The sequence below is a fragment of the Spirosoma liriopis genome (assembly GCF_023196085.1).
GTDB classification, from domain to species: domain Bacteria; phylum Bacteroidota; class Bacteroidia; order Cytophagales; family Spirosomataceae; genus Spirosoma; species Spirosoma oryzicola.
This window is the reverse complement of sequence record NZ_JALPRF010000001.1, coordinates 40,212-66,758: the sequence shown is the minus strand read 5'-3', so window position 1 is coordinate 66,758 and position 26,547 is coordinate 40,212. Positions and strand designations below refer to the sequence as shown.

24 protein-coding genes are annotated in these 26,547 nt (G+C 51.4%); 14 read left to right on the top strand and 10 right to left on the bottom strand.

The annotated features are described in order from the left end of the window. Positions 1–49: 49 nt before the first annotated feature. Positions 50–856 carry a GNAT family N-acetyltransferase gene (locus tag M0L20_RS00315; protein ID WP_248475144.1) on the bottom strand — a complete coding sequence of 269 codons (807 nt, stop codon included), beginning with the start codon at positions 854–856 and terminating at the stop codon, positions 50–52. 435 nt (positions 857–1,291) lie between these two features. Between M0L20_RS00315 and M0L20_RS00310 the strand changes: the two genes are divergently transcribed. The 3 genes from M0L20_RS00310 to M0L20_RS00300 all read left to right on the top strand — a co-directional run bounded on the left by M0L20_RS00310 (position 1,292) and on the right by M0L20_RS00300 (position 6,724). After that, positions 1,292–4,180 carry a M16 family metallopeptidase gene (locus M0L20_RS00310; RefSeq protein WP_248475143.1) on the top strand — a complete coding sequence of 963 codons (2,889 nt, stop codon included), beginning with the start codon at positions 1,292–1,294 and terminating at the stop codon, positions 4,178–4,180. 242 nt (positions 4,181–4,422) lie between these two features. Beyond that, the gene (locus tag M0L20_RS00305; protein WP_248475142.1) at positions 4,423–5,115 is read left to right on the top strand and encodes a hypothetical protein; all 693 of its coding nucleotides are present in this window, start codon (positions 4,423–4,425) and stop codon (positions 5,113–5,115) included. A 10-nt stretch (positions 5,116–5,125) separates the two neighbouring features. After that, entirely contained in the window at positions 5,126–6,724 is a 1,599-nt protein-coding gene (locus M0L20_RS00300) for a hypothetical protein (protein WP_248475141.1), read from the top strand. 210 nt (positions 6,725–6,934) lie between these two features. Here the strand turns inward: M0L20_RS00300 and M0L20_RS00295 are convergent, their stop codons facing one another. Beyond that, the gene (locus M0L20_RS00295) at positions 6,935–7,729 is read right to left on the bottom strand and encodes an SDR family NAD(P)-dependent oxidoreductase (RefSeq protein WP_248475140.1); all 795 of its coding nucleotides are present in this window, start codon (positions 7,727–7,729) and stop codon (positions 6,935–6,937) included. 239 nt (positions 7,730–7,968) lie between these two features. Between M0L20_RS00295 and M0L20_RS00290 the strand changes: the two genes are divergently transcribed. The 3 genes from M0L20_RS00290 to M0L20_RS00280 all read left to right on the top strand — a co-directional run bounded on the left by M0L20_RS00290 (position 7,969) and on the right by M0L20_RS00280 (position 10,253). Further along, complete coding sequence (locus M0L20_RS00290) at positions 7,969–9,045, top strand: winged helix DNA-binding domain-containing protein (RefSeq protein WP_248475139.1); 1,077 nt, start codon at positions 7,969–7,971, stop codon at positions 9,043–9,045. A gap of 87 nt (positions 9,046–9,132) precedes the next feature. Then, on the top strand, positions 9,133–9,705 hold the full coding sequence (locus M0L20_RS00285) for a GNAT family N-acetyltransferase (protein ID WP_248475138.1): 573 nt from the start codon (positions 9,133–9,135) through the stop codon (positions 9,703–9,705). A gap of 26 nt (positions 9,706–9,731) precedes the next feature. Further along, positions 9,732–10,253 (top strand): RidA family protein, encoded by a 522-nt coding sequence (locus M0L20_RS00280; protein ID WP_248475137.1) that lies wholly within the window; start codon positions 9,732–9,734, stop codon positions 10,251–10,253. Positions 10,254–10,315: 62 nt separating this feature from the next. Here the strand turns inward: M0L20_RS00280 and M0L20_RS00275 are convergent, their stop codons facing one another. Both M0L20_RS00275 and M0L20_RS00270 read right to left on the bottom strand, forming a co-directional pair. Beyond that, positions 10,316–10,636 (bottom strand): 2Fe-2S iron-sulfur cluster-binding protein, encoded by a 321-nt coding sequence (locus tag M0L20_RS00275; RefSeq protein ID WP_248475136.1) that lies wholly within the window; start codon positions 10,634–10,636, stop codon positions 10,316–10,318. A gap of 56 nt (positions 10,637–10,692) precedes the next feature. Next, a complete protein-coding gene (locus M0L20_RS00270) occupies positions 10,693–11,697 on the bottom strand; it encodes an NAD(P)/FAD-dependent oxidoreductase (RefSeq protein WP_248475135.1) in 1,005 nt (334 codons plus the stop codon). A gap of 330 nt (positions 11,698–12,027) precedes the next feature. Between M0L20_RS00270 and M0L20_RS00265 the strand changes: the two genes are divergently transcribed. Both M0L20_RS00265 and M0L20_RS00260 read left to right on the top strand, forming a co-directional pair. After that, positions 12,028–13,143, top strand: a complete 1,116-nt coding sequence (locus M0L20_RS00265) for a glycoside hydrolase family 43 protein (protein WP_248475134.1) — start codon at positions 12,028–12,030, stop codon at positions 13,141–13,143. A 211-nt stretch (positions 13,144–13,354) separates the two neighbouring features. Next, complete coding sequence (locus tag M0L20_RS00260) at positions 13,355–13,651, top strand: antibiotic biosynthesis monooxygenase family protein (RefSeq protein ID WP_232558820.1); 297 nt, start codon at positions 13,355–13,357, stop codon at positions 13,649–13,651. A gap of 54 nt (positions 13,652–13,705) precedes the next feature. On the opposite strand, the gene M0L20_RS00255 is transcribed toward M0L20_RS00260, so the two are convergent. The 3 genes from M0L20_RS00255 to M0L20_RS00245 form a co-directional block, all read right to left on the bottom strand. After that, positions 13,706–14,866 carry an acetyltransferase domain-containing protein gene (locus M0L20_RS00255; protein WP_248475133.1) on the bottom strand — a complete coding sequence of 387 codons (1,161 nt, stop codon included), beginning with the start codon at positions 14,864–14,866 and terminating at the stop codon, positions 13,706–13,708. Between the two features lie 38 nt (positions 14,867–14,904). Continuing rightward, on the bottom strand, positions 14,905–16,179 hold the full coding sequence (locus M0L20_RS00250) for a M20/M25/M40 family metallo-hydrolase (protein ID WP_248475132.1): 1,275 nt from the start codon (positions 16,177–16,179) through the stop codon (positions 14,905–14,907). A 234-nt stretch (positions 16,180–16,413) separates the two neighbouring features. Next, a complete protein-coding gene (locus M0L20_RS00245; RefSeq protein ID WP_248475131.1) occupies positions 16,414–17,847 on the bottom strand; it encodes a hypothetical protein in 1,434 nt (477 codons plus the stop codon). 122 nt (positions 17,848–17,969) lie between these two features. On the opposite strand from M0L20_RS00245, the gene M0L20_RS00240 reads away from it, so the two are divergent. Continuing rightward, positions 17,970–18,899, top strand: coding sequence for a nucleoside hydrolase (locus M0L20_RS00240; protein ID WP_248475130.1), 930 nt, complete (start codon positions 17,970–17,972; stop codon positions 18,897–18,899). Positions 18,900–19,037: 138 nt separating this feature from the next. Continuing rightward, a complete protein-coding gene (locus M0L20_RS00235; RefSeq protein ID WP_435531811.1) occupies positions 19,038–20,081 on the top strand; it encodes a formylglycine-generating enzyme family protein in 1,044 nt (347 codons plus the stop codon). 71 nt (positions 20,082–20,152) lie between these two features. On the opposite strand, the gene M0L20_RS00230 is transcribed toward M0L20_RS00235, so the two are convergent. Both M0L20_RS00230 and M0L20_RS00225 read right to left on the bottom strand, forming a co-directional pair. Further along, positions 20,153–22,276 carry a S9 family peptidase gene (locus M0L20_RS00230; RefSeq protein ID WP_248475129.1) on the bottom strand — a complete coding sequence of 708 codons (2,124 nt, stop codon included), beginning with the start codon at positions 22,274–22,276 and terminating at the stop codon, positions 20,153–20,155. A gap of 180 nt (positions 22,277–22,456) precedes the next feature. Continuing rightward, the gene (locus M0L20_RS00225; RefSeq protein ID WP_248475128.1) at positions 22,457–22,600 is read right to left on the bottom strand and encodes a hypothetical protein; all 144 of its coding nucleotides are present in this window, start codon (positions 22,598–22,600) and stop codon (positions 22,457–22,459) included. Between M0L20_RS00225 and M0L20_RS00220 the strand changes: the two genes are divergently transcribed. Genes M0L20_RS00220 through M0L20_RS00205 form a run of 4 tightly spaced genes read left to right on the top strand, consistent with a single transcriptional unit; the run spans position 22,595 to position 26,335 of the window. After that, positions 22,595–23,419, top strand: coding sequence for a hypothetical protein (locus M0L20_RS00220; RefSeq protein WP_248475127.1), 825 nt, complete (start codon positions 22,595–22,597; stop codon positions 23,417–23,419). The genes M0L20_RS00225 and M0L20_RS00220 overlap by 6 nt on opposite strands. Before the next feature lie 20 nt (positions 23,420–23,439). Beyond that, positions 23,440–24,456 (top strand): S41 family peptidase, encoded by a 1,017-nt coding sequence (locus tag M0L20_RS00215; RefSeq protein WP_248475126.1) that lies wholly within the window; start codon positions 23,440–23,442, stop codon positions 24,454–24,456. Positions 24,457–24,494: 38 nt separating this feature from the next. Then, complete coding sequence (locus tag M0L20_RS00210) at positions 24,495–25,529, top strand: sensor histidine kinase (RefSeq protein WP_248475125.1); 1,035 nt, start codon at positions 24,495–24,497, stop codon at positions 25,527–25,529. After that, on the top strand, positions 25,526–26,335 hold the full coding sequence (locus M0L20_RS00205; protein WP_248475124.1) for a LytR/AlgR family response regulator transcription factor: 810 nt from the start codon (positions 25,526–25,528) through the stop codon (positions 26,333–26,335). Before M0L20_RS00210 ends, M0L20_RS00205 begins: the two co-directional genes overlap by 4 nt. Before the next feature lie 4 nt (positions 26,336–26,339). Here the strand turns inward: M0L20_RS00205 and M0L20_RS00200 are convergent, their stop codons facing one another. Further along, the gene (locus M0L20_RS00200; RefSeq protein ID WP_248475123.1) at positions 26,340–26,543 is read right to left on the bottom strand and encodes a hypothetical protein; all 204 of its coding nucleotides are present in this window, start codon (positions 26,541–26,543) and stop codon (positions 26,340–26,342) included. Between the last annotated feature and the right edge of the window lie 4 nt (positions 26,544–26,547).

Below are 26,547 nucleotides of genomic sequence, written 5' to 3'. Positions count from 1 at the left end.
TTGAAGGCTTATATTTTTTAATTTATTCTAATCGTAAATAGTAGACGAGCTAGCCAATAATTGAATGCTGGTTTCCCCAAACCTGTACGGTACCCACCTCTGAAAACCCAGCGTGTTTATAAATAGTCAGTCCGTCGGCCGACGCCTGTAGAACGACTTGACTGGCCGATTGCTGGTTTGCTTCCCACAATAATCGCTCGAACATCCGGGAGCCAAAACCGCGTTTCCGCCAGGCTGGCCGGGTGGCAATATCATAGATTCCGGCGGATTCGTCGGTTACGAATAAAGTACCTGTCGCAACAACCTGACCGTTGTATTCGCCTATGTAAAGCTGGATAGGCTGGTCTGGTAAGTGAAGTTGGCTGACCTGCTGGTAGTGCAGTCTGATTTGGTCGGCTTCCGGAGAGTCGCCAAATAGGTCAGCGAGGACATAGGCAAATTGATCGTAATCGGCGGGTGCTTGAACGGGTCGGATAAGCAGATCGGAGGGGCAAGGCTGTTTGATTGATCGCGTCCGCAAGTTCAGCCACATGGCTACGTTGGTTTCGTCACCCGTCAGTTCGTAATGGTGAATCAGGATAGCCAGTTCGGCTGTGTATAGTTCTTCCCAGCACCAGAGCGACATCGGAAACCGCTTTCGCGTGAACTCACTTACCCCGTTCTCAAAAAGATCGGTCAGGGCAATTAGATCCGTTGTTTTAGGAACAATTACGTTAAACGTGTCGCTCGGTAATCCGCAATCAACGATTGTATACGCATTGGTATCAACGACGTTCGTGCCCGGCAGATGTTGGGCGAAGTAAGCGGCTTTAGCAATAAAATTCCGGCGAACGAGCGTGTTGAGTGCGTGATCCATAAAATTAATACGTGATCGGTTTCCTACCGATCCAGGCAAGTAGGTCTTCGTTAAAAAGAGCGAATTCTTCCAGTTGCGGAGTATGGGAACTGCGCTCGAATAGCTTGATGGTGAGGTTTTTGAATTGATGGCTTACGCGGTGTCCATTGCGGCAAATGGGTGAAAAAAACCGGTTGTGAAGTGGAATCGTCAAAGTTCGCTACGTATCAATGCACCGTCATCGGTCTGGTGTCTGAAGTGTAAAAACCGGCGCTTGAACTGGGTTAAATCGGGTATAGATTGTCTTCCTGATTGGGTATGGTTGCACGTTCGTTTACTGCTGAGGTCGATCAATCTACTCGCTTTCCGTGATAACCGGAGAAACACCGTGATAAGCGGCCCACATTTCCGTCGTAATCTGCGTAACTTGCTACCTTAGACTGTCCGTATATCATTATGAGAAAAATCCCGGTTTACCTGGCGGCTGTGTTGGCTCTGGCTACGGTAAACACCGCATATCCACAAACTAAGCTGGTCGAGAAAGTAACTCGCCAGGGTAAAGAGATCCTTATTCCGTACGAAAAATACGTATTGCCGAACGGATTAACGCTCGTGGTGCATGAAGACCACTCGGACCCCATCGTTCACGTCGATGTGACGTACCACGTTGGGTCGGCCCGTGAAGAAATCGGTAAATCAGGTTTTGCTCACTTTTTCGAGCACATGATGTTCCAGGGTTCCGATCACGTTGCTGACGACGAGCATTTCAAAATCGTTACTGAATCGGGCGGAACACTGAACGGTTCGACCAACCGCGACCGGACAAATTATTACGAAACGCTACCCAGCAATCAGCTGGAACGGGCTTTGTGGCTCGAAGCCGACCGGATGGGCTTTCTGCTCGACGCCGTAACCCAGAAAAAATTCGAAATTCAGCGGGCAACGGTTAAAAACGAGCGGGGCCAAAATTACGATAACCGGCCTTATGGACTGGCCAGCGAGTACACCGCTAAAAATTTGTTTCCGTACGGTCACCCGTATTCGTGGCTGACCATCGGCTACATCGAAGACCTGAACCGGGTTAATGTCAATGACCTGAAAAACTTCTTTCTACGCTGGTATGGCCCCAACAACGCCGTCCTGACCATTGGTGGCGACGTGAACACAAAACAAGTGGTGGCTTTGGCCGAAAAATATTTTGGCTCTATTCCGCGCGGTCCCGAAGTGACCAAAACGCAGGTGCCAACTGCGATCCTCGACAAAGACCGCTACGTGTCTTATGAAGATAACATCCGCTTCCCGATGTTACAGGTTGTTTTACCAACCGTACCAAACTACCACCCCGACGAAGCACCACTCGACGCACTGGCCGAAATTCTGGGCGGTGGTAAAAACTCGCTGTTCTACAAAAACTTCGTGAAATCGCAGCTGGCCGTGCAGGCCAACGCATCGCACCCGGCAACGGAACTGGCGGGGCAGTTCACCATGACCGTGCTGCCTTTTCCGGATAAACGGCTGGATAGCACCGAAGCACTGATCCGGCGAACGTTGACTGAGTTCGAAAAACGGGGTGTTACCGACGACGACATTGCCCAGTTCACCGCAACGCGTGAGGCTCAATTGATCGACGGTTTGTCGAGTGTAGCCGGAAAGGTGTCGCAGTTGGCAGCCTTCCAGACGTATTTAAACAACCCGAATTACCTCCCGCAGGAATTGAAACGGTATAAATCGGTCACGAAAGCGGATGTGATGCGGGTCTATAACCAATACATCAAAGGTAAAAACGCGGTCATTCTGACGGTGTATCCGAAAGGAAAACCTGAAATCGTGGCTAAGCCCGACAACTATACCATTTCGACCGCCGATTACAAAGCACCCGATTATGGCTACGCGGGGCTGACGTACACGAAGCCGAAAGATGGCTTTGACCGGAAAGTAAAACCCGGTCCCGGCCCGAACCCCGCGCTGAAAGTGCCGCCTTTCTGGACCGATAAACTGGCGAATGGTCTGAAAATGATTGGTACCCGTAATGAAGAAATTCCGGCTGTAACGCTGCTATTCTCGATCAAAGGGGGACACCTGCTATCGGCGAACGATCCGGCAAAAGCGGGTATTGCGCAACTGACCGCTGCGTTGATGAACGAAGCAACGCAGAATTATTCGAACGAGCAGCTAAACACGAAACTGGAAAAGCTCGGTAGTAGCGTCGATATTCGGGCTGGCAGCGAAGAAATTAACGTTTCGGTTGAGTCACTGACCAAGAATCTGGATTCGACACTGGCGTTGGTGGAAGAAAAATTGTTCCGGCCCAAGTTCGCACCGGATGATTTCGAGCGGTTGAAAAAGCAGCAACTGGAGTTGATCGCCAACCAAAGCACCCAACCGGTTGTGATTGCCAACAAGGCTTACAACAAACTGATTTACGGAACGGATAACATTCGGGCCGTTCCCGTGAGCGGTACGGCGAAAACCGTCGAAGCCATTACGCTGGACGACGTGAAAGCGTTCTACGCCAAGTATTTCTCGCCGTCGGTAACGAATCTAGTGGTTGTGGGCGACGTTGAACAGGCTTCCATCGTGCCGAAACTGGCTTTCCTCAACAAGTGGGCGGCTAAACCCGTAAACGTACCCAAAGCCGCGTCGAACCGGAAAATTGACAAGACCCGCATCTACCTGATCGACAAGGAAAAAGCGGCTCAGTCCGAAATTCGGATTGGCTACCTGACGGATATGCCTTACGACGCCACTGGCGATTATTACCGGAGCGGATTAGCCAATTACATGTTGGGCGGAGCCTTCAACAGCCGGATCAACATGAACCTGCGCGAAGACAAAGGGTATACGTATGGGGCGCGTTCGGGCTTTTCGAGCACGCATACGCCGGGGCCGTTTACTGCACAGGCTGGCGTAAAAGCGGCTGCCACGGACAGTTCGGTAGTTGAGTTCATCAAAGAAATAACCAACTACAGCAAATCGGGTATTACGGATCAGGAACTGGCGTTCGTGAAGAGTTCGCTCGGACAAGTCGATGCCTTGCGTTACGAAACGTCGCTGCAAAAAGCGTATTTCCTGGGTCGTGTGATTGACTACAACCTGCCTAAAAACTTTACGGAGCAACAGAACGAAATACTTCGTACGATTACAAAAGCGCAGATTGACGCGATTGCAAAAAAACGGTTACCGCTGAACAACATGGTCATTACCGTAGTGGGTAACAAAGAGCTGGTCAAACCGGGTCTGGAGCGACTCGGTTACGAGCTGGTCGAGTTGGACAAAGAAGGTAATCCAATGGCTACTGCAGCTGCAAGTGCGCCACCTGCGCGCGCTGGCTCATCGAAGCCCTAACCAGATTATCTTTTAAACAATCAAATGGGTCAGCCTAGCCGGGTTGACCCATTTTGTTTGCCAGATATTGGAGAAAGAGTAAACGAAAACGACGCCGAAACAAAGTTTATCATTTGTAAAAATAGTAAATAAAGAAGAACTGTTTTAATGAAATATCTAATTTTGTAAATACCGTAAACTATAAGTTAACAAATAAGTTAGTGTGGTATGTTGATGAAAATGGCTTAAATCACACGTAAACCATGCGCTTGTTAACAGCATCATTACTAGCCTTATTGCCGTTCACGGGCTATACGCAAACGAATTCAATGTCGCTGCCAGTATACCGACCGGGTGTCGCCGTAAGCGTTCACGGGGGAACGGCCGGTTTTGGCGTTGGCCTAAGTAAGTCAATCGTTCGGCAAGTAGCCGTACGGGCCGGAGTGAATCGATTCACGTACAACGGAACGTTGAAATCGGGAAAAGATACCGATGAATTACAGCTTGGGTTCGACTACACGATCAACTTGTCGTCGGTGAACCTACTGGCTGACTACTATCCATTCAAGCGTGCTGGATTTCGAATAACGGCGGGAGCCTACTACAACCTCAATGAGATAACCTTCTTTGGAAAGCCGACGAAAGATGTACGATTCAACGATGTCGTTTTCACCATCGATCAGGTCGGTACGGTTGACGGTAAGGCTAATTTCAACCGAATAGCACCTTACGCGGGTATCGGCTGGGGGCACCCTTTTTTGCGTAATCGGCTAAAATTCATGGCCGACCTAGGGGTGTTTTACCAGCAATCGCCCCAACTCGCGTTTAACACAACCGGGATGCTTGAACCGTCGAGCGATCAGGGACCCATCATCGAAAATAACCTCAAACCGCTAAAATATTATCCCATTGTCAGCATTGGTTTCTCGTATAATCTGATTCCAACGCGTTTTTAGGCTTACAACCATGAACCGCAAAACACATACCGGCAGGCAACGCTTTTTCAATGGCCTTGCCTTATCCGTCGTTACGGCAGCATTGGTGACGGGTTGCCAGGATTTAAACGACATTCAGCATATTGACCCGCTAAAGGGCGTCGTTTTTAAAATTAATTATGAGCCATCACCGACTACGCTTCAAGGGCTGGTTGTAGACGCCCGAACAGGCGAGTCGCTCAATAGTCCGGTTCAGATCAGGATTTATGGGCCGGACGCCAGTCGCGTTGTTACGTATGAGGGCGTATCGACCACCAGCATCAAAAGCAATAATGCGGACCTGTTTCTGGGCTTGAAAGGAACCGTTCCGTCGGCGGCCAAACCCGCCGAATTACGCATTGTCGCCGAGGCCGCTGGTTACATTAGCTCAAGTATTTATCTGTTTGTTGATAAAGCCAAACCCGAACCGTTCTCGATTCGACTGGTGAAAGATGCGGCTCCCCCGGCTGGCGTGACGCTCAGCAATGGTGTGGTCGAAACCTCATCGACGGGAGCTGTCCGGACGAATGAATCCATCACAACACCGACCAGCGCTTCGATGACAACCAGCGCCACGGTACAGATAGCCGCCAATACGCAGCTAAAGGATACCAGAGGGCAAGTCGTTAGTGGTAACCTGTCTGCGCAGATTGCGGCCTATTCCAGTTTGTCGGAGTTGGCGTTGCGCGCTTATCCCGGTGGTTTCACGACCCGGTTGGGTGTTGATGATCGGGGTAATAAAGATGTCGTTGGTACATTTACACCCGCCGGATTTGTTACCATCGAGCTGGAAAATTCGAATGGACAGAAAGTCAGTAATCTAAGCCAGCCCGCAACGGTACGAGTTGAGTTGAATGGCGATGTGCTTAATCCTGGAACGGGCCAGAAACTAAAAGCGGGCGATCAAATTCCGGTATTTCGCTACAACGAAACAAACGGCGAGTGGACGTACGAACGAAACGCAGCGGTAAGTCAGGAGGGGGGTAAATTACAGGCGGTCATTTCCGCAACGTATGCAGCAGGGTATAGTCTTGCGTTCTGGACGCCCAGTGGAACGACGTGTCCGGGTGGAGCGCAGTGGGCTATCACCGGGAAGCCGGATGGAAAACCCGTTAGCTGGAAATTATACAATGGGAATCAGCTTTACAAAAGCGGTTCGACGACCGAAAATGCAATCAACATTCAGAGTCCGTTCTCGGGGGCAGCCCGTCTTGAGCTGTATTCACCCAGCGGAATGATGATCGGCACCGCAACGGTCAGTCAGTTGTGTGGCAGCCATACGGCAACTGTTACGTACCCGGCGAATTTAGTCGATCTCGATGTAGCCGTGACGGCGTACTGCGAAAATAAGACAGATGTACAAATTTCGCCCAGCGCCTGGGTTCGGTATCGTAAAGTCGGGACGACGAACTGGCAGCAGGCGTTCCTGACCGCTGGTAAAGGTAAACTGGTGGGCCTGGAAGCCAATACGGATTATGAAGCGGGAGTCGACTACAACGGATTCAACGCGGTAACCATCAACTCGGGTCAGACGTCCGGTAGTGAGATGATAAAAATTACACTGCCCAAAGACATGAGTGTTTGTCAATGATCGTTCGGAATTCGTAAAACGTTCGATGCCCTTCTGTAGTGGTGTCGGCGGGTCCGTGGTGTCGGTTTTGAGAAACCGACACTTCACGTCAGCAATCTGTGTCGGTTTCTCAAAACCGACACCACGGACCCTACGCCCCCCATCATCACATTACGTGTTTTACGGATTCCGGACAATACTGGAATCAGGCACCAATTTAAAGAGCTTACCTTAAACAATGGCTTTAACCACACCACCATCAACACGAACTGCCGATCCATTCGTGGCCGAGGCTAGTGGGCTGCTGAGGTAAACAATCATGTTGGCTACCTCATCGGTGCTGGCAAATCGTTGAAGCAGCGACGTGGGCCGGGCGTTCTGGAAAAACTCCCGTTCGACTTGTTCACGGTCTTTTTGCTGGTGTTTGGCCATATCCGCAACAAAATCCTGCACACCTTCCGATGCCGTCGGACCCGGTAACACGGCGTTAACCGTTACGGCGGTGCCTTTGGTGAGCTCGGCCAGACCCCGCGCTACAGCCAGCTGAGCCGTTTTGGTCATGCCGTAATGAATCATTTCTTCCGGAATCTGTAACGCCGATTCGCTGGAAATAAACAGAATGCGGCCCCAGCCATTGGCAATCATAGCCGGAAAGTAATGCCGGGCCAGCCGAATACCGCTCATTACATTTACTTCGAAGAAGCGGAACCAGTCCTCATCGGGAATATCGGCGAACGCTTTCGGACCAAAAATACCCGCATTATTGACCAGAATATCTACCTCCGGCACCGCTTCAAGCAGGCTGTCAATCGTGTTTTTCTGGGAAAAATCAACGGCGACACCGCGTACCACTGCGTTGGGCAGTTCTGTCTTTAACTGCTGAATGACCGACTGAATACGGTCTTCGGTGCGGCCCGTGATAATCACCTGAGCGCCTTCTTCCAAAAGTTTCCGGGCGGTAGCCAGACCAATCCCTGCCGTTGAGCCGGTTACTAAAGCCGTTTTGTTGTTGAGCTGTAAATTCATGATTGTACTGGATAGCTGACCGGATATAGCCCAAAACGGGCTTTGGTCAGCATAGCTAGTAAACCGGGCTGTGCGGAAACTGGTTCGGATTTTCGATTATGAAACCCTTCGCCAACGTTTGCGGTATGTATGCGACTATCAGTCTGGAAAAAGTAGGAAAGGCGCATTTACTGCTGACATAGGGCTGTCAGTGGTAATGTATTACTTTGTAATACAAACCAACAAGCTACTAATACCCTGTGACAGATTCCGACATTGTCCGCTATCGGCTCGCTAATCAGCAGATCAGTCAGCCGATGTTTACGAAGCCTGCTGAGCTGGTAGCCTGGCTAGGGGCCGTACAGGGACAGGATTTTCTGGCGGCAAAATGGGCGCTTGGTCTTCGATTGCCTACTACTACAGAAACCGCGATTGATCAGGCCATTGCCGACCGGTCGGTTGTTCGAACATGGGCAATGCGGGGTACGCTTCACCTGATCGCGGCTGACGACGTTCACTGGATACTGAATTTGCTGCGGCCTCGGCTTCATATCCTGTCGGCAAGCTACCTGCGAAGGCTCGAACTGGACGAGAAAAAGCTAACGAAAAGCTACGACGCGATGACGAATGCCTTGTTGGGAGGAAAACAACTCATTCGTCAGGAATTGAATGTTGCTCTTGCGCAGGCAGGAATACCCACTCACGACATACGCATGAACCTGCTGTTAGTGCGGGCTGCTTCCCATGGGCTTATCTGCTGTGGCGTCCGGCGGGGTAGTGAAAATACGTACACGCTACTCGACGAATGGATTGCGCCGACAAAACTAAGGGAGCGTGACGACGCGCTGGCCGAGTTGACAAAACGGTATTTTCTGAGTCACGGACCCGCTACGTTGCAGGACTTTATCTGGTGGTCGGGCCTAACAGTGGCCGAGGCCAAGGTTGGCATCCACTCGGTGAAGGAGCAGCTTATTCAGGAAATGTATAACAAACAAACTTATTGGATGGCTCAACGCGAGCGCTTCGGATATGATACGTCACTGGCTGTTCATTTGCTACCGTCTTTTGACGAGTATTTGGTGGGTTATAAAAATCGTACGGCTGCACTCGGTTCGCTTGATTTTAAACAGATCGTGAGCGCCGGTAATGGCATCTTCAGCCCGGTTATCGTTGTCGATGGACGGGTGGCAGGAACTTGGAAGCGCACAGTTCAGAAAAATACCGTTCTGATCGAAACGAACCTGTTTAACGCGCTATCCGCAACGCATCAGGAGGGACTTGATTTGGCCAGGGAGGGGTATGCTCGATTTAAAGGATTAGCCGTTTATGGTCGATAAGCCCAGTACCAAACCATAAAAAGCGTCCGATGTAGCGGCTACGTCGGACGCTTTTTTATTCATGGATGCCCAATATCTTTGCGATCTATGAAGGATGCGTTGATTACTACCGCCACAGAACAGGATATTACTTCGTTGAACACGCTGGTCAACAGCGCCTACCGAGGGGACAACTCCCGCAAAGGCTGGACAACCGAAGCCGATTTGCTGGACGGAATTCGAGTCGATGAAAATGCCCTGCGCGTCATGTTGCGCGACCCGGCGGTTACGATTCTCAAATACGAGCAAGAGGGTCACTTACTGGGTTGTGTCTATCTGGAAAAGAAAGACATCGAGGCTGAACCGACTATCGCTAGACAGAAAAGCCTTTATCTGGGCATGCTGACGGTTGCGCCGGAGTCGCAAGCCAACGGTATTGGACGAACATTGCTGGGAGCCGCCGAGCAACGGGCTGTTGCCTGGCAATGTCGGGCTATTGTGATGACTGTAATTACGGCCCGGCATGAGCTGATTGCCTGGTACCAGCGTCGCGGTTACGAACCTACCGGCGAAACAAAACCGTTTCCCGATGATTCTCGGTTCGGTATACCAAAACAGCCACTCAGTTTCATTGTGCTCAAAAAAGAGGTGTCTCTACTGACCAGCGCAGCCGTGAACTAATGCTCATCAATAAACCACTGTTCTCTATGAATTATCTTTCCTTACTACTCAGCTTTTTGCTGGTCGCTGCTCTCAACATCTCCCATGGGCAAACACCCGAACAGACGTTGACGAACATGGGCATCGAGCTAGCCAAACCTACCCCGTCGTCGGGCAACTACGTCAAAGCGGTCCGTTCGGGTAATCTGGTATTTCTGGCGGGGCACATATCGACTAATCCGGACGGCTCCGCCATAACGGGTAAACTGGGCAAAGACCTGACTATGGAACAGGGTTATGTAGCGGCCCGCACAACGGCTATTTCGTTGCTTTCGACGCTGAAAGCCGAGCTTGGCGAACTGGCTCATGTCAGGCGCATCGTCAAGGTAACCGGCTTTGTAAACTCAATGCCCGACTTTGTCGATCAACCGAAAGTGATCAACGGATGCTCGGATCTGCTGGTCGCCTTGTTCGGGGAAAAAGGAAAACACGCCCGGTCTGCCGTTGGTATGGTCGCTCTACCGCTAAATAGTGCCGTTGAGATCGAGATGATCGTTGAAGTGGACTAAGAATTGGCAACGCATCGGTAGCAAACTTGAATAAGGTTGGCAGAACGCTAGTCGCTTACGGGTTACTGTTCCGGTCCTTTGATCTTGAAAATTCCTCCTTCAAGGGCTTCATCGACGCGGATCTGGCAGGATAATCGGCTGTCGAATTCGGCATCGGGAAGCGTGTCCAGCATGTCGAGTTCGGCATCACGGGCGGGGGGGAGTGCATCCAAACCTTCGAGCACCTGTACGTGACAGGTAGCGCAAAGTGCCATGCCACCACAGGTTGCCAGTACGTTATAATCCGACGCTTTCAGCACTTCCATCAGGCTCAAATTAATGCCTTCGGGAATTTCTATAGGCTGCCGTTCGCCGTTCCGATCTTCTATTGTGAACTGAATCATGGTATTGTTTTTGAACCCCTGTACCGATTGTCGAATAACCGGTACAGGAAGCGGTATTAAAAAGTAGGAATGCCGTTAACCGTTGTGTACTTAAAGCTTAATTTCTGATTCGGATACACGTATTTAAACGCACTCTGGCACATCAAGGCCGCTTCGTGAAAACCAGACAAAATCAGTTTAAGCTTGCCCGGATACGTGTTGATGTCGCCAATAGCATAGATCCGCTCCACGTTGGTCGAGTAGTCGGTTGTGTCAACGCTGATGGCCGCTTTGTCGATGTGGAGTCCCCAGTCGGCAATGGGGCCGAGCTTGGGTGTCAGGCCAAACAACGGAATCAGGTTATCCGCAGCTAAGGTTGTCACGGTTTTGTCTTTCGCCGTGATCGTTACCTCCTGTAAATGACCACTCCCCGTAATGCTGGTAATCGTCGATTGAAGTACCAGATTGATGCGGCCTTCTTTAGCCAGTTCAAACACTTTTTCGGCGGAATCGGGCGCTCCCCGAAAACTGTCGCTCCGGTGCACCAGCGTCACTTCTTTGGCGATGTTGGCCAGAAAGATAGTCCAGTCGAGGGCCGAATCGCCCCCACCCGCCAGCACAACGCGTCGGTCGCGGAGCTGCTCGGGGTTCTTGACCATGTACGCAACGCCTTTTCCTTCAAATTGCTCCAGGTTCTGAATTTCCGGTTTGCGGGGTTCAAAACAGCCTAGCCCGCCGGCAATCACAACAACCTGGCAGTGCACGCTGGTACTGTCATTGGTCGTAATAACAAACGACCCGTCGTCCTGACGTTCGAGGGCTTCGACCCGTTCGCCCAGCGTAAACGTCGGATGAAACGGTTCAATCTGCTCCATCAGGTTGTCAACCAATTCCTGCGCTTTAATTTCCGGATAACCGGGAATGTCATAGATGGGCTTCTGCGGGTAAATTTCCGACAGTTGTCCGCCAACCTGTGGGAGTGCGTCGATGAGGTGGCACCGCATCTTCAATAAACCAGCTTCAAAGACGGCGAACAAGCCTACCGGCCCCGCGCCAATGATGCAAATATCTGTGGTAATCATAAAGTCTACTAGTCTGTAAATCGGTGAGGTTTGTCGCTCGAAAGAACGCAAACGCACCTAATGAAAAACAATCTGGCTAAGCGAATAATTCGTGACAAAAGTAGGGGCAAAGAGCTGTGAGAGTCGAGCAAACCAGCATCACAAATCGTAATGCGCGATAACCGCAACGAATAGAAGTAGGGGCTTATCAAACAGATCAGGCTTTAATGGGCAAGGGGAGGAAGGCCATTTTGTTGTACTTAACCTCAAATAATTAGTGAAAAAACTGCTCGTCACATCAAGCCTTTCACCCTATATTGCCAGTACATTTATTCCAATACGCTAAGTCAAATGGTAAACCATTCCAAAACCTACCTGTCGCTGTTTGCGTTGGCCATCTGTGGTCTGCTGCTCGGTGCCTGCCAAAACAAAAAGACAACCCAGGAAACAACCGAAACGACGGCGGCAACGACTGATTCTGCCGGCACGAAAGAACTACCCAAGCCCCTGGTGAGCGACATTTATACGGCTGATCCGTCAGCTCACCTCTTCGCCGGTAAAATTTATATTTACCCCTCGCACGACATTGACGCGGGGGTGAAGGAAGATGACGAAGGGGCTCACTTCGCCATGAACGATTACCATATTCTGTCGATGGACAGCATCAACGGTAAGGTGACGGATCATGGCGTTGCCCTATCGATCAAAGACATTCCGTGGGCGGGTCGGCAGCTGTGGGCACCCGACGCGGCTTTCAAGAATGGTACCTATTACCTGTACTTTCCCGTTAAGGATAAGCAGGATGTGTTTCGGATGGGCGTGGCAACCAGCAAGTCGCCAAGCGGTCCGTTCAAAGCCGAGCCTAACCCGATCCCCGGCAGCTTTAGTATCGACCCGGCAGTCTTCACCGATACCGATGGGAACTCGTACATGTATTTTGGCGGTATCTGGGGCGGTCAGTTGCAGCGCTGGGCAACGGGCAAGTACGAAGCAAATGGATCAAAGACCGACCTGAAAAAAGACAACGAACCGGCTATCAGTGCCAAAGTCGTTCGGATGAGCAAGGATATGCTGCGTTTCGACGAGCCGGTGAAGGACGTTAAGATCGTTGATAAAGACGGCAAACCGCTGCTAGGCGGTGACCACGACCGGCGCTTTTTTGAAGGAAGCTGGATGCACAAATACAACGGCAAGTATTACTTCTCGTACTCAACGGGCGACACGCACTATCTGGCTTACGCCATTGGTGATTCGCCGTATGGGCCGTTTACGTACCAGGGCGTCATTATGAATCCGGTGAAAGGCTGGACGACGCACCATTCGATTGTCGAGATCAACGGCAAGTGGTATATTTTCTACCATGATACCGAACTGTCGGGAAAAACGCATTTGCGCAACGTCAAAGTGACCGAGTTGAAACGCAACTCCGACGGGACCATCCAAACCATCGAGCCATACGGCAAATAAACATTTATACACCTGCTAGTAGCCAACGGGCGGAGTCGAAAGGTTCCGCCTGTTTTTTGTAGACAGCGACTCACTCCTTTTACTAAAATGGGGGAGTTGAAGGTCGTAGGGATCTGTTTTTCTGCTATTTTCGAACGGGTAGTAAGGTAATTCCTATCACCTAATTACTGATTGTACAAAATCATTTCTTCCTGTCTCTAATCCTTATCGTATGTTTGCACGTGTCATTCAAGTACCCTTGAAACCGGAGTCGATCAACGAAGCCATCGATTATTTCCGGGATTCGGTTGGTCCGGCGCTTAAACAACTGGACGGTTTTAAAAACAGCCGTTTCCTGACGAACTCCGAAACTAACAAAGGGCTCATGGTTACGCTGTGGGAGTCGGAAGCGCACCGCCAGGATGCGGAAAACAGTGGCTTTCTACAAGGCGTATTGCAGAAAATGGGTAACTATTTTGCGGGTCCGCCAACGGTTGATTACTACGAAGTCAGCGTTCAGGTCGCTTAAACAAACTTGACGAATAACGAATCGCCGGCCAACAGTCCGGCGATTTCCATTTGCCTAGATATACCGCAGCAGTACAGCCGACGGATGAGACGCCTTGTAGCGACCGTACCATCGGCAAAGCGGGTACAAGGCTAGCACCAGGCCACCCCAGACCAAGTAGACCAGCCCAAGCTCAACGCCCGCACCCGCCGGTCGTCCGAAGCTCATTGTGCCGGGTCGAATGTCATGCCAGGCGTATCCCTGAATTAGAATCATCGCAATCATCAGCAGATGGACGGCGTACCAATGAATGATGTAGTAGAACATTGGTACTTTGCCATATACGGTGAGCCAACGAGTGATTGCATTGTCGGCTCCGTCGGCCAGACTCAGCAATAGCAGCGCAACCCCAAGCATCAGCAGATCGTACAGCAGCGACGGTGGGTACTTGGTTACGTTGATGAACGACAACATAGTAAACAGCGTATCCTTTCGTACCGACCAGGGAACCGGGTCACCGTAAACATTGATAAACCGCAGGAGCAGGAACAAACCCAGAGACGCTAGCCCTAACCGTAGCAGTGTTTGCTTCCGACGTACCAGCGGTTGGTCCAGGAGTGAACCGCCCGCAAATCCAACCAGCATAATCCCCAGCCAGGGAAGTAGTGGATAGCCCACAATTAAGGCAAACGAAGGACTGGGCTGGAAAACGTTTACGCGAAAAAATAGCGATTCAACAAAGCGGGCTGTGTGGCTGGCCGGTACCGGAACGGCTTGCAAAAGATTATGCCCGAAGATAATCACCAGACCGAGGATACCAACCCATCTGACCGGTAGCCGGGCCAGGAGCGAAACAACTACCAAGCCGCCACCGATCGCGTAAATCACTTGCAGCAGTATCGTGCGAAACTGAATGTCGAACCAGAAGGCGAAGTTGACAAGGGTCAGTTCGAGCAGGATCAGCACCAGACCACGTTTGAGCAGAAACAACCGGGAACTGGGCGAATGCTGCTGTTTTTTCACCGATAGATACGCTGACATACCAGACAGGAAAACAAACGTGGGGGCACACAGGTGAGTGATCCAGCGCGTCAGAAATAACGGTGCGGTGGTGACCGCCAGATCGGTAGGGTCCTGCGTCGTGGCGCTGGTGTGCAACAGGTCGCGCACATGATCCAGCGCCATAATGACCATGACCAGACCGCGCGTTACATCGATGGTCGTAATTCGGTTCATGAGCGGATAGGTTTTAGGAAGGTTGGTCGCTACCCGTTTCAGCGCGTCAGACGATGGATGAGTACCGCCGTGCGTTGAATCAGGAACGGGTATTCTTTCAGGTTCATCGTTTCTTCGATGCTGTGCGCCCCTTTGCCCGAAGCACCCAGACCGTCCAGGCAAGGGATGTATTTGGCCACAAACGATACATCGCCCGCACCCCGCGCCCCCGGATCGAAAGCCGTAACGGGACCAAGACCCATGTCGCGGCTTATTTTATCGACCTGTTTGCGCAAATCGTCGTTTGCTGCGGTCGGTTCCATGCCCGGAATACCATCCGTAAACGAAATCGAGGCTTTGGTCAGCGGTAAACTTTTCTCTACGATCTCACGCATTTTAGCGCGGGCATTTTCTTTCTGGGTTTCGGTCAGAAACCGCAAATCGCCTTTGACCAACGCTGTGCCCGCTACAATGTTGGTTTTACCAACCACTTCGGCTTTTGCCGTTTTCTCATCATAATGTACCTCCGCACCACCGACAATCAACCCCGGATTAAACGTCAGGTATTTTTCCTGCCCCAGCGTCCGTCGAAACTCGGTCAGGATTCGGGCCGCTTCGTAAATCGCTCCGTAACCCAGATCACTGAAAATCCGGGATGAATGCCCTGAACGAGCCCTTACGTTGAGCGTCCAGCCGCTCGATCCGCGTCGTCCGGTCGTTACACTGCTGAGTCCCTGGGCGGTTTCAAAAGCCAGCGCCAAATCGCACTGTTTGGCTCGCTCGATGAAATCCCGGCGACTTTCGGGGCCTCCCGAGCTTTCTTCGTCCCCCGTAAAGTAGATTGTAATGGACGTATCGTCGAGCAGTTTTTGGGTGTGAAGCGCTTTCAGAGCCGCGATCACCAGCACGTCGCCCCCTTTCATGTCGTTGACCCCCTGACCCGTCGCCGTCGAATCGTTGATACGCTTGAAGGGTTCCATCGGCAGCGATTTTTCGAATACCGTGTCCAGATGGCCAATCAAAAACAGCTTTTTTCCTTTTTTGCCCTGCCGAGTTGCTACCAGGTGACCCGCCCGGTTAAGCGAGTCGGGTAAGGAAACCCATTCGGTTTTAAAACCCAGCTTGTCGAGTTCATCGGCCATCAATTTTCCCACCGTCCGAACGCCTTCGATGTTGAGCGTACCGCTGTTGATGTTGACTACTTTTTCCAGAAACGCTTCGGTTTCAGGCATCTGCTTTTTAACAGTGGCAATAACGGCGGCTTCCGGTTTCGAAAGCGATTGTCCCAACGCGCCGTAGCCGCCGAGTAATAGAAGTAAAGCTAATTTTTTCATAGGGTACTTTCTGTAAACAAGGTCGTATGCTGAGCTAAAATACAGAAAGTTGTTGTCTGCTAGTATAAATGGTGGGTTTATACGCCTATTGGCAAATTTTTTATTGATAAGAGTCTAAATGGGGCTTTCTATAGGTATACAGCAATGAATTATTTGTCATGGCACCGTCCGGGTGGCCGGTGCCATGACAAATAATTTACCGAAAATTACTTTCGAGCCTATTGACCATCTACGCTATTGGGCTCTAGTCTTGGCGTGGAGGTAGACCGCAAACCGTCCGTCGAAATAGCTTAGTTTGTAGTGGGCCAGCGAATCGGTTCCCGGTTTGGGATAGTAGCCTTCGGGCCTGAACGTGTGGTCCAGCAGGATAAAATCGACGTCCCGGTCATTGGCCCATTGTGCCATTGCGTTGGCGGGGTCATCCGATGGTGTAGACTGGTGTTTATAATTCTCGCTGGTGAGCAGCTTTCCGTAATGTTCATATTCGTTGAAGAAAAACGTTAGGGGGACAAGCCCTTTGGTATGCGCTGGAATAGCTTTTCGCAAATCCTGATAGGAGAGTGGCAGATACCGCATCGTGAAATTACGGCGGATAATCTCGATGGTACCGACGAGGCCAATGATAAAATAAGCGGCCAGAACGACGTACAGGGCCAAGTTTTTAAATGAGTTCAGCCGGTATAATTCGTACACCAGAACCAGCATGAAGGGCATGAAAAGCGGCAGGTACGTACCCGATGCTTTTTTGGTAAGCAGCCAGAACGAGAGCACCACGATGACCGAATAAATTTTCAGGACGGAAGGTACGTGCTTGATAAATCGGCGCTGGTGCCAGAGCAGAAAAACCAGCAACAACGACAAGGCTACCTGCTCCGGCGACTCAAAAAAGAGCTTAGGAAACGTGAGGATAACCAGCAGTTTAGGGTACCAGCCGAACGCGCTTTGCGTAGCCGGGTCATGGCGAAACTGATAGTACCAGGTTGCGAACCCGTTATCGGCTAGCACAACATCGGTGAAATAAAATAACGACGTAACGCCACCCACCACCGTAAACAAAAAGGCCTGTTTATACCGGCGCAGATAAAGCAGGGTTCCTAAACCAGCCAGCAGATAAATGACGCCGTTGAGATGAGACAGCACCGCTAATCCTGCCAGAAACCCAGCCAAAGCGGTTTTCAGCGACGATGGCTGCTTGCTGTCCAGACAAAGGAACGAACCAAATCCCAAGGCTGCCAGCATGATTTCGGGACGATTTTCGAAGCTCATCTTGATCAGCAGGCGATTCGAAAAAATCAAAATTAGAATGGCGAGTAGGTACCAGGAATTGTAGGTGCCTTCTCGTTGGCGCAGGTAAGCAATAACTTCGGCTACGACGACAAGGAAGGAAATAAGGCCGACGAATTGAACGACGGGAAGCTGATAGCCGAATAATTTGATCAGTCCGGCTCCGAAAAGTAAAAACAGTTTGTGGCTGACCAGCAACTGATTTTCCCATCCCAGCAAGCCCCTGAAAAACTCGGAACGGATAACCCCGTCCTTGACAAACCAATAGGATTGCTCGGCAAACCAGGCGTCGTCGCCCGTTGGGTTGCGATGGTAATAGGTAAGCGCGGTGAGGCCGATTAAAACAAATAAAATAACGCGTAGTGGTGTTTTAGAAGCAATCATTCATTGATTCGCAAAACGGTTTGTTGTCAGTTCTGCGAATTGGTTTGTAAAGAAAGTCACCCTGCCTTTAGAAAATTATATTCTTTTGCAGATTATTTTGTGGTTCTATAACCGTTTTGCGAATGCCCAAACTTCTTTTGATGGATCACGACGGTGGCATTGATGACTTGCTGTCGCTGCTGCTCGTGCTGACCATGCCCGATGTCGAATTACTCGGCGTGACCGTAACACCGGCTGACTGTTATATCGAACCTGCGCTCGAATCGTCCTACAAACTGCTTCAACTGACGGGCCATGAATACATTCCGCTGGGGCGGGGCGACTACGCGGGTATCAACGCATTTCCGAGCGAATGGCGGGCGCGTCCGGACATTATCAATGCTCTGCCAATGCTCATCAACCTGCCGAAAGCGCCCGACCCGTACGCGTATCCGGCTGCGCCTGACCTGCTCATCGACTGGCTAACCCAAGCGTCCGACAAGGTGACTATTTTGTTGACTGGCCCTTGTTCAAATCTGGTTTTGGCGTTGGAAAAAGCGCCGGAACTAGCTGACAAAATTGAGCAGATCGTCTGGATGGCGGGAGCCTTTACGGTATCCGGCAATGTGCAAACCTACCAGCACGACGGCAGTGCCGAATGGAACGTCTTTTGGGACCCGGTTAGTACCCGAAAATTAGTGGAATGGCAATTGCCGCTTACGTTTATACCATTGGATGTCACGAACCATGTACCCGTAACCAAAGCGTTTCTGTCCAAACTAGCCACTCAGATTGATTATCCACTTTCGAATCTGGCGGGGCAGTTCTGGGCCTTGACGCTGGACACGATTCCGGGCTATTATTACACGTATTTCATGTGGGATATTCTGGCAACCAGTTATCTGGCTATGCCTGAGCAGTTTAAAACGCAATCGGTACGCATGAACGTCAGTACGCGTCCACCCAACGCCGGACAAACCTATCTGGATGAAGCCGGATATGCCGCTACAATTGTCACGGACGTGAACGTCGAGAATTTCTACGAATACCTGCTAACACAGTTCAAGCGATAGATCTATCGGTAGCAATTAACAATGGTTTACGGGAGAAATCGTATTCCTCTGCGCGGGATCAGGTAGGCGTGCTATTCGTTCGGATAGGATTTGGTAGCTTTGTCTATACGAAGGCATCCTAGCCCGGTTCCATTGACTATGCGCGTTTATTTTTATCGAAAATCTATCTTGGCCCTGGGTGTCGTTTGGGGAACACTGGCCTGTAACGCATCCCAGTCGGATGATCAGTCGTTAAAAGATGGTGCACGTGATGCCAACGCTGTTCGACAGACGGTTCCGGGAAAGCCGGGCGAAAAGCGCGATGGGATGGTCTGGCTACAAGGGGGGACCTACGAAATGGGTTCCGACGAATTTGCCGATGCCCGACCCGTTCATCCGGTTTCGGTAAAAGGGTTCTGGATGGACGAACACGAGGTGACGAACGCGCAATTTGCCCAGTTTGTCAAGGCGACCGGTTACAAAACCGTAGCCGAACGACCGCTCGATGCCGCCGATTATCCCGACGTTCCAGCCGATCAACTCGTTCCCGGTTCTGCGGTGTTTATACAACCTGCGTCGGCGGTTTCTTTGAACAATCCGCTGCAATGGTGGAAATACGTTCCGGGGGCCAGTTGGCAGCATCCTACCGGGCCGCAGAGTACGATTAACGGTCACGAAAATGAGCCGGTCGTTCATGTGAGCTTTGATGATGCCGTCGCTTACGCGAAGTGGGCTGGTAAACGTTTGCCGACCGAAGCCGAGTGGGAATTTGCCGCGCGGGGTGGGGCTAACAACCAGACGTACTATTGGGGTAACGAACTAAAACCCAAAGGCCGCTGGGTAGCGAATATTCATCAGGGCCATTTTCCCGAAAAAAATACGCAGGAGGACGGTTTTGCCGGGGTTGCTTCGGTGAAATCGTTTCCGGCCAATGCCTACGGTTTGTACGATATGGAAGGCAACGTCTGGGAGTGGTGCCAGGACTTGTACCGACCCGACTATTACAGTCAATCGCCCAAAAGTAATCCGCAGGGACCCGATGATAGTTATGACCCTGATGAACCGGGAGCGGTTAAGCGTGTCCAGCGGGGCGGCTCTTTTCTGTGCAGTGATCAGTATTGTATTCGGTATAAAGCGGGTAGTCGGGGCAAAGGCGAAGTAAGCAGCGGCAGTAATAACCTCGGTTTCCGCTGCGTGCGCTAACAAGATTCTGTAAACGGTTCGCTTCGTTGAGAATTCAAACCGAAATTCTCAACGAAGCGAACCGTTTCGCATTACTGCCTTGGTTTCATAAGCTTCCGTTTGAAATAGTCGGCGGTAGCGTTGCCCATCTTTAGGGCGTTGGTATGCTTCATCCAATGGTGCGTATCATCAACAATGACGAGCGTTTCCATCGGTACACCCTTCGCTTCGAGACGTTGGACCAGATCGGTGCTTTGGCTAAAGCGTACGTTCCGGTCTTCGTCGCCGTGGATGATGAGAACCGGTGAGGTCCAACGGCTCACCGACGAAATGGGCGACGATTCGTAAACCACTTTGGCGGCCTGTTCCGCATCCGGAATTTTTTCGAAGCGGTCGCTCGAATTGCTGATCGTCCGTTGCTGGCTCCAGTCGTGTACACCGTGAATATCAACACCCGCGGCAAATAGCTTCGAATCGCGGGCGAGGGCCAGTGCCGTCAGATACCCGCCGTACGATCCCCCGTAAATACCGATTCGTGTGGCATCGACCTGCGGTTGCTCGGACAGCCAGACGGCAGCCGCCCGAACATCCTGGTACTCTGACGCTCCGTTGGCACCACCATGGGCGGGCTGGTGGAAATCATAGCCATAACCAATACCGAGCCGGTAATTAACCGATAGCACCACAAATCCCTGACTAGCCAGATACTGATTGAGCGCGTACGAATTGGCGTAATAATCAGAGTAATTCCAGCCTAAAAGCATTTGCCGGGGTGGGCCACCGTGGACATAAATAAGCGCCGGTTTCTTAGCCGAGCCGTTCGCTGGTTCGAAAAGCTGAGCATGGACAATCATGCCGTCCGGCGCTTTGACGGTTACCTGCTTAGGAACGACCAGTTGATTCTGAGGGAAGTTAGCCGGAATCAGGTTCTGCCCAAGAACTTTTGGTGTTCCTTTGGCGAAGGTCATTACCGTTGGCAGGGGAGGGCGCTGGGCCGTCGCGCTGATCATGGCTAGGGTCGATCCGTCGCCCGTTACTACCGGCGTCCATTCCAGACCGTTGCCGGGCGTAAGTACCTCCATCTGGGCTTTGTCCACGGGTACGCGTATTACGTGCCGACGGTCGATGTCCAGCTTATCGGGACCGGTATTGCCGCTGAACACCAGCCATTTTTTGTCAGGGCTTAGGGTAATGTGCTCAGCCATAAACGGCGTCGGTGTCAGCAGTAAGGGGTTACCTCCGGTTGAGGCAATGGAATACAGATGCGGCCAACCGTCCTGATACGACAGATAAACGATTCGGTCGTTGGCTGCCCAGTGCAGGTTAAATCCGCCATGCGTAGTCGGGACGGAACCCGCCAGTGTTTTGGGGGCCTGCCAGAGTGGGGATGCCGTTCCTGACGCGGCATCGGCGGTCCAGATCGACCAGGGCTGGTGTTTGCGGGCCAGGATTGAGTCAGGAGCACCGCCCGCGCCGGGTGTGCGGACAAACACAATCCGTTTTCCGTCGGGCGACCAGCGTGGGGAGCGATCCCGCGAAAAGGAAGGCGCTATCCAGGTGATGGGTGTTGTTTCGTTGGTAAATACACCAACAAAGGCATGATCTTTCCGGTCGCAGACAAACGCCAGCTTTGAGCCGTCGGGTGACCATTCGAGGGAGCCGTTCGTGCCTTTGGCGTTGAAGAAGGGTTTTGCTGCGGACGAACCATTGATGGGAGCTATCCATATTTGGCCGCCTTTGACGAACGCTACCCGGTCGCTTTTGGGTGAGATTACGGGTTCTTCACCTTCGGCCAGGGCTTTTGCTTCGCCACCTGCAAACGGTATGCTCCAGATTTGCACTTTAGGTGGTACGGGTGAAGACGTTACGTTTACCGGTTGCTCATCATCCCAGTTTGAGCCGTGATCGCCACCGCGTACGTAGATAACCCATTGGCCGTCGTCGGAAACAGCTAAGCTGGTGATTTCCTGGCCGTCGTCTTCGCCGTAGCTGGTGAGCTTGCGTGGGGTAAAGTCGGGGCCTTCTGCTACGTACACGTTTCGTTTGCCCTGCTCATTGAATGACCAGGCGATGCGTGAACCCTTTGCTGAACTAGTCAGCTCCGTTGGAAACGGATAACTTTTGACAGCTTCCAGAGAGAAGGTTTGTGCCTGTAGAGGAATCGCTTGGGTTAGAAAGAAGACTATGGTCAGGCAGAGAAAGATAAACTTGTTCATGGGCTGCAAAAGAAGGAAGTGGCAGTGTATTGTTAAAAGACTTGCTTGCTAGTATAAAATAAGCACTTTGTTGTATGATATGTAGTATCGAAAGAATAAAATTCTACAATTGACAGTCGAATCCATACGTCATACTAGTGGTGTCGGTTTCTCAAAACCGACACCACGGACCCGCCGACACTACACCGCCAGTGGCATATAAATACGATTTAGGAGGGTTCTTTCCGGTTTGGTGATCGACTTTTTCCGGTTCGTCGGCCGATCAGTCTTGTTTTGCGGTACGGTTCGCAACTTTGCCGCACCATCAAGCAGCAGCGTATGCATACGTTTCACAAACTGTTTTTTATCCTGAGCTTTACCACAAGCCTTGTCTCACCAGCAAGCGCGCAGACTTATAGAAACACCATTGGCCTTTCATTGGGTACGTTCCGCCTACGGATGCTCGATCAGCAGGCTTCGGTGCTGGAATACACGGGTCGGGCGTTACCCTTGGTTGGTTTGACGTATCGACATCAATCCGAACGCGCCCGCTTTAATCTTCGTCTTTCGGGAGGAGTTGGTGAGATGAATCCGACGCGCTTCGGAGCCCGGACCTATACTACACCCACGGGCGATGGAAACGAGTTTTCGTATCAGATTTCCTCGACGATGTACGCCTTTAATCTGGAAGCCGATTACCTCCGGCGTATCGGTCCGGTGGAGCCCACCAAGCTAAGCACTTGGGTGGGTGGTTCGCTTCGGGAGTCGGTCTGGTATGCCGATGAAGTCGGTAATTTTCCTTGGCTTGTCAATACGGCGACGCTGTCTCCGGTGGTACAGACCGACTACGCATTTCAGCCCAATCACAGTTTGTCCTTGCGCCTGGATATGGCCGTTCTTGGCCTGATTACCCGTGCTATCTGGGCGGGCTACCCTAAATCAACGGACGATAGCAATGTGGCTGCTTACTTTAAACAAGGTACCCGACCAACGGCTGTCGGAAAACTGGGCCATGTCAACGTGCAGTTTGGTTACAGCTATCGGCTGAGTCCGCGCATGAGCGTGGGAGCTACGTACCGCGCTCGTTATGTGTCCTATCCCGTTCCTCGGCCCGTCCGGGCTGTCAGCAGTAGCGTATCACTGGAAGGCGAAGTTAATTTTTAACCACTACTCAATCGTTGCGCATGAAATCCATTCGGCTTGTTCTCGTACTATTCATTGCTTCGGGTTGTAGTCCGCAACTTCTCGGACCGCAAACGGCCAATACACCCGTAACCAATTTCGATCAGCTCTGGAAAGAATACGACCAGTTATACGGCGCGTTTGAACCGAAAAAAATTGACTGGGATGCTGCCTATAAAACCTACCGACCGCAGATCAATGAGCAATCTACCGACGCGGACTTGTATCGGGTGATGACTAGTCTGCTCGATGTACTGGGCGATAATCACGTTTATCTGCGTCCGACAGCTGCCACTAAACTGCCCTGGTATTCAGGGGGAATTCTGGGCCGAACCAAGGTGGATGACTACAACGGCGAAGTGGTCAAAAGGTATGTGAGTGCCACCAGACCAATTACGGACGAATTTGAATGCGGTAAAATCGGTCCGCATGTCGGCTACCTGCTGCTGAAAGGGTTCGAAGCTAGTTTTGCGACGTACGATAAGACGATGGATTCGGTGCTGACGTATCTGGCTGATACGAAAGGAATCATTATTGACCTGCGCAACAACGGTGGGGGCGAAGACCGAGTGGCTCAGTACGTTGCCAACCGATTCGCGAGCGAACGGCATCGATCCTTTACCGCCCGGCTTCGCAATGGACTGCGTCACGCTGACTTTGCGCCCGAACTAACGTTTTACACCGAACCGGCAGGCCTTTTTCAGTATACCAAACCAGTCGTCGTACTAACGAATCGGTCTTCGTATAGCTCGGCAGAAACATTTGTATTGGCGATGATACAGAACAAGCAGGTGACGCAGGTAGGCGATGTAACGGGCGGGGCTCTGTCGGACGCTATTACCCGTGATCTGCCCAACGGCTGGAGCATCCGCGTGCCCATTGCCGACGTACGCAATGCAACGGGTCAGAATCTGGAAGGTATCGGGATCATGCCTAAGATCCGGGTCAAGAACACGCCCGACGATTTGAAAGCCGGTCATGATCGGGCGCTGGAACGGGCCATTGAGTTGTTACAATGATGCCGTACGGCTACCTTGCAGCCTTCGGACAACGACGGATGACACGATTAAACGACAAGTGGTTTCGGTTGGTCGGTATTCCGGTTATGGCGTTGCTGGCCAACTGGATTTTCTACGACGAAATCAATCGACAGCATAATCAACTGTTCTGGATTGACTGGATTTTCAGTCTGCTGGAAGTGTCGTTGCTGTGGACGATCAGCCGGTACGGTATCCTCCGGTCGCGACGGCGTTACCCGGATTTGAGTCAAACGCGACCGCGTATTCTTTTTCAGATTGTGTGGTTCGTCATTACCACCGGACTCGTGCGGCTGCTGACCACGTTCCTGTACGACACAAGTCTGTTCTGGGGTTATCATTACACCCCCATCCGCTACGTTTACAATGTGGCCGTTGGCCTCTTCGGTATCATACCCATAGCAGCTATTTACGAAGGGATGTACCTGTATCGGCAGTGGACCGTCACGTATTACGAAGCGCAGGAGCTGAAAAAAATCAACCTGCAAACGCAGCTGGAATCGTTAAAGGAGCAGGTAAAACCGCACTTTTTGTTCAACAGCCTGAATACCTTGCAGGGACTGGTGATGGAGGATGCGAAAGAGCAGGCCGTTGCGTTTATCATTAATCTGTCGCAGGTATACCGCTATCTTTTGCAAAGCAACGAACAGGTGCTTATTCCGTTGTCGAAAGAACTGACGTTTATTCAGGCGTATGTCGAATTGCTCAAAACGCGCTACGAACAGGGTTTGGTGCTGGAACTAGCTATTGCTGCCGACGTACTGGATTACGGGTTGCCCCCGCTTACGCTTCAGATGCTGGTCGAAAATGCCGTGAAGCATAATCGAATATCGACGGGTAGTCCACTCACCATTCGGATCGAAAGCGATGCGGCTCATAACCTGCTTGTGGTTAATAATTTGCAACCAAAGCAAACCGTTGTTCCGTCAAACCAGATGGGACTAGCTAATATTTCGGCTAAATACCGACTGCTCAATCAACCCGACCCAATTATTCACCGGACGGAACACATTTTTCAGGTGTCGATTCCTTTACTACCGAACGTGCAGCCATGAATATACTAATTGTGGAGGACGAAGCCGTAGCTGCTCGTCAGCTTAAAGCCATGGTAGAGCGGGCGGGGGATGATGTAACGGTGCTGGCCGTACTCGACAGCATCGAACGCACGGTAGCGTACCTTCGGCAAAGTAGCCAGCAACCAGCCATTGTTGGGCAGCCCGTACATCCTGATCTGATCTTGCTGGATATTGAATTGTCGGATGGGCAGAGCTTCGCGATTTTCGATCAGGTAGCGGTAACGAGTCCGATTATTTTCACGACTGCGTACGACGAGTACGCCCTCAAGGCTTTTGACGTCAACAGTGTCGATTATTTGCTAAAACCCATTCAGGAAACGGCGTTGCAAAAAGCGTTGCATAAGTTTCGTCAGCTTCGGCAGACGTACGGCGGCAACCCGACTGTAAGCATGCCCATTGACGAACTGATCCGCCAGCTAACGGAGCGTCAGCCAGCGACGCTTGCCTACCGGGATCGCTTTCTGGTGCATGTCGGTCAGCGGTTGATACCCATCGATGGGAGTGAGATCGCTTATTTTTTCTCGACCAACAAGCTGACTTTTCTAAAGTCGCACGCGAACAACCAATACAGCCTTAACTACTCGCTCGATGAACTAGAGAAGTCGCTTGATCCAGGACAGTTTTACCGGGCCAACCGGCAATTTATTGTTAGTCATAAAGCGGTTCATCGCATCCATCTGCATTTCAGCAGCAAGCTGAAGGTGGAGCTTCGGCCAGCCACGGAAGAAAGCGTTATGGTAAGTCGCGAGAAAGCGATGGCGTTCCGCCAGTGGTTGGGCGAGTAAGTGCTTAATTGGTTTTCAATTCGGCGAAACCAAGCTCATCCAGACAAGCCATCAGGTCGATCAGTTTACCGGTCGTTAGCCGATCGCTGATTAATTGCCAGTTCAAATAAATAGTCGATGGGGTAAGCGGATTCGGTTGCGGTGACTGACTGGTTGAACCGTCCGAATGAGCGGGCGCATCCTGGCAGATGATGAGTTGAGCGTACATACGA

Coding starts and splice junctions, on each gene's coding strand:
- M0L20_RS00315 (WP_248475144.1), bottom strand. CDS start 856: ATGGATCACGCACTCAACACGCTCGTTCGCCGGAATTTTATTGCTAAA.
- M0L20_RS00310 (WP_248475143.1), top strand. CDS start 1,292: ATGAGAAAAATCCCGGTTTACCTGGCGGCTGTGTTGGCTCTGGCTACG.
- M0L20_RS00305 (WP_248475142.1), top strand. CDS start 4,423: ATGCGCTTGTTAACAGCATCATTACTAGCCTTATTGCCGTTCACGGGC.
- M0L20_RS00300 (WP_248475141.1), top strand. CDS start 5,126: ATGAACCGCAAAACACATACCGGCAGGCAACGCTTTTTCAATGGCCTT.
- M0L20_RS00295 (WP_248475140.1), bottom strand. CDS start 7,729: ATGAATTTACAGCTCAACAACAAAACGGCTTTAGTAACCGGCTCAACG.
- M0L20_RS00285 (WP_248475138.1), top strand. CDS start 9,133: ATGAAGGATGCGTTGATTACTACCGCCACAGAACAGGATATTACTTCG.
- M0L20_RS00280 (WP_248475137.1), top strand. CDS start 9,732: ATGAATTATCTTTCCTTACTACTCAGCTTTTTGCTGGTCGCTGCTCTC.
- M0L20_RS00275 (WP_248475136.1), bottom strand. CDS start 10,636: ATGATTCAGTTCACAATAGAAGATCGGAACGGCGAACGGCAGCCTATA.
- M0L20_RS00270 (WP_248475135.1), bottom strand. CDS start 11,697: ATGATTACCACAGATATTTGCATCATTGGCGCGGGGCCGGTAGGCTTG.
- M0L20_RS00265 (WP_248475134.1), top strand. CDS start 12,028: ATGGTAAACCATTCCAAAACCTACCTGTCGCTGTTTGCGTTGGCCATC.
- M0L20_RS00260 (WP_232558820.1), top strand. CDS start 13,355: ATGTTTGCACGTGTCATTCAAGTACCCTTGAAACCGGAGTCGATCAAC.
- M0L20_RS00255 (WP_248475133.1), bottom strand. CDS start 14,866: ATGAACCGAATTACGACCATCGATGTAACGCGCGGTCTGGTCATGGTC.
- M0L20_RS00250 (WP_248475132.1), bottom strand. CDS start 16,179: ATGAAAAAATTAGCTTTACTTCTATTACTCGGCGGCTACGGCGCGTTG.
- M0L20_RS00245 (WP_248475131.1), bottom strand. CDS start 17,847: ATGATTGCTTCTAAAACACCACTACGCGTTATTTTATTTGTTTTAATC.
- M0L20_RS00240 (WP_248475130.1), top strand. CDS start 17,970: ATGCCCAAACTTCTTTTGATGGATCACGACGGTGGCATTGATGACTTG.
- M0L20_RS00235 (WP_435531811.1), top strand. CDS start 19,038: ATGCGCGTTTATTTTTATCGAAAATCTATCTTGGCCCTGGGTGTCGTT.
- M0L20_RS00230 (WP_248475129.1), bottom strand. CDS start 22,276: ATGAACAAGTTTATCTTTCTCTGCCTGACCATAGTCTTCTTTCTAACC.
- M0L20_RS00220 (WP_248475127.1), top strand. CDS start 22,595: ATGCATACGTTTCACAAACTGTTTTTTATCCTGAGCTTTACCACAAGC.
- M0L20_RS00225 (WP_248475128.1), bottom strand. CDS start 22,600: ATGCATACGCTGCTGCTTGATGGTGCGGCAAAGTTGCGAACCGTACCG.
- M0L20_RS00215 (WP_248475126.1), top strand. CDS start 23,440: ATGAAATCCATTCGGCTTGTTCTCGTACTATTCATTGCTTCGGGTTGT.
- M0L20_RS00210 (WP_248475125.1), top strand. CDS start 24,495: ATGACACGATTAAACGACAAGTGGTTTCGGTTGGTCGGTATTCCGGTT.
- M0L20_RS00205 (WP_248475124.1), top strand. CDS start 25,526: ATGAATATACTAATTGTGGAGGACGAAGCCGTAGCTGCTCGTCAGCTT.
- M0L20_RS00200 (WP_248475123.1), bottom strand. CDS start 26,543: ATGTACGCTCAACTCATCATCTGCCAGGATGCGCCCGCTCATTCGGAC.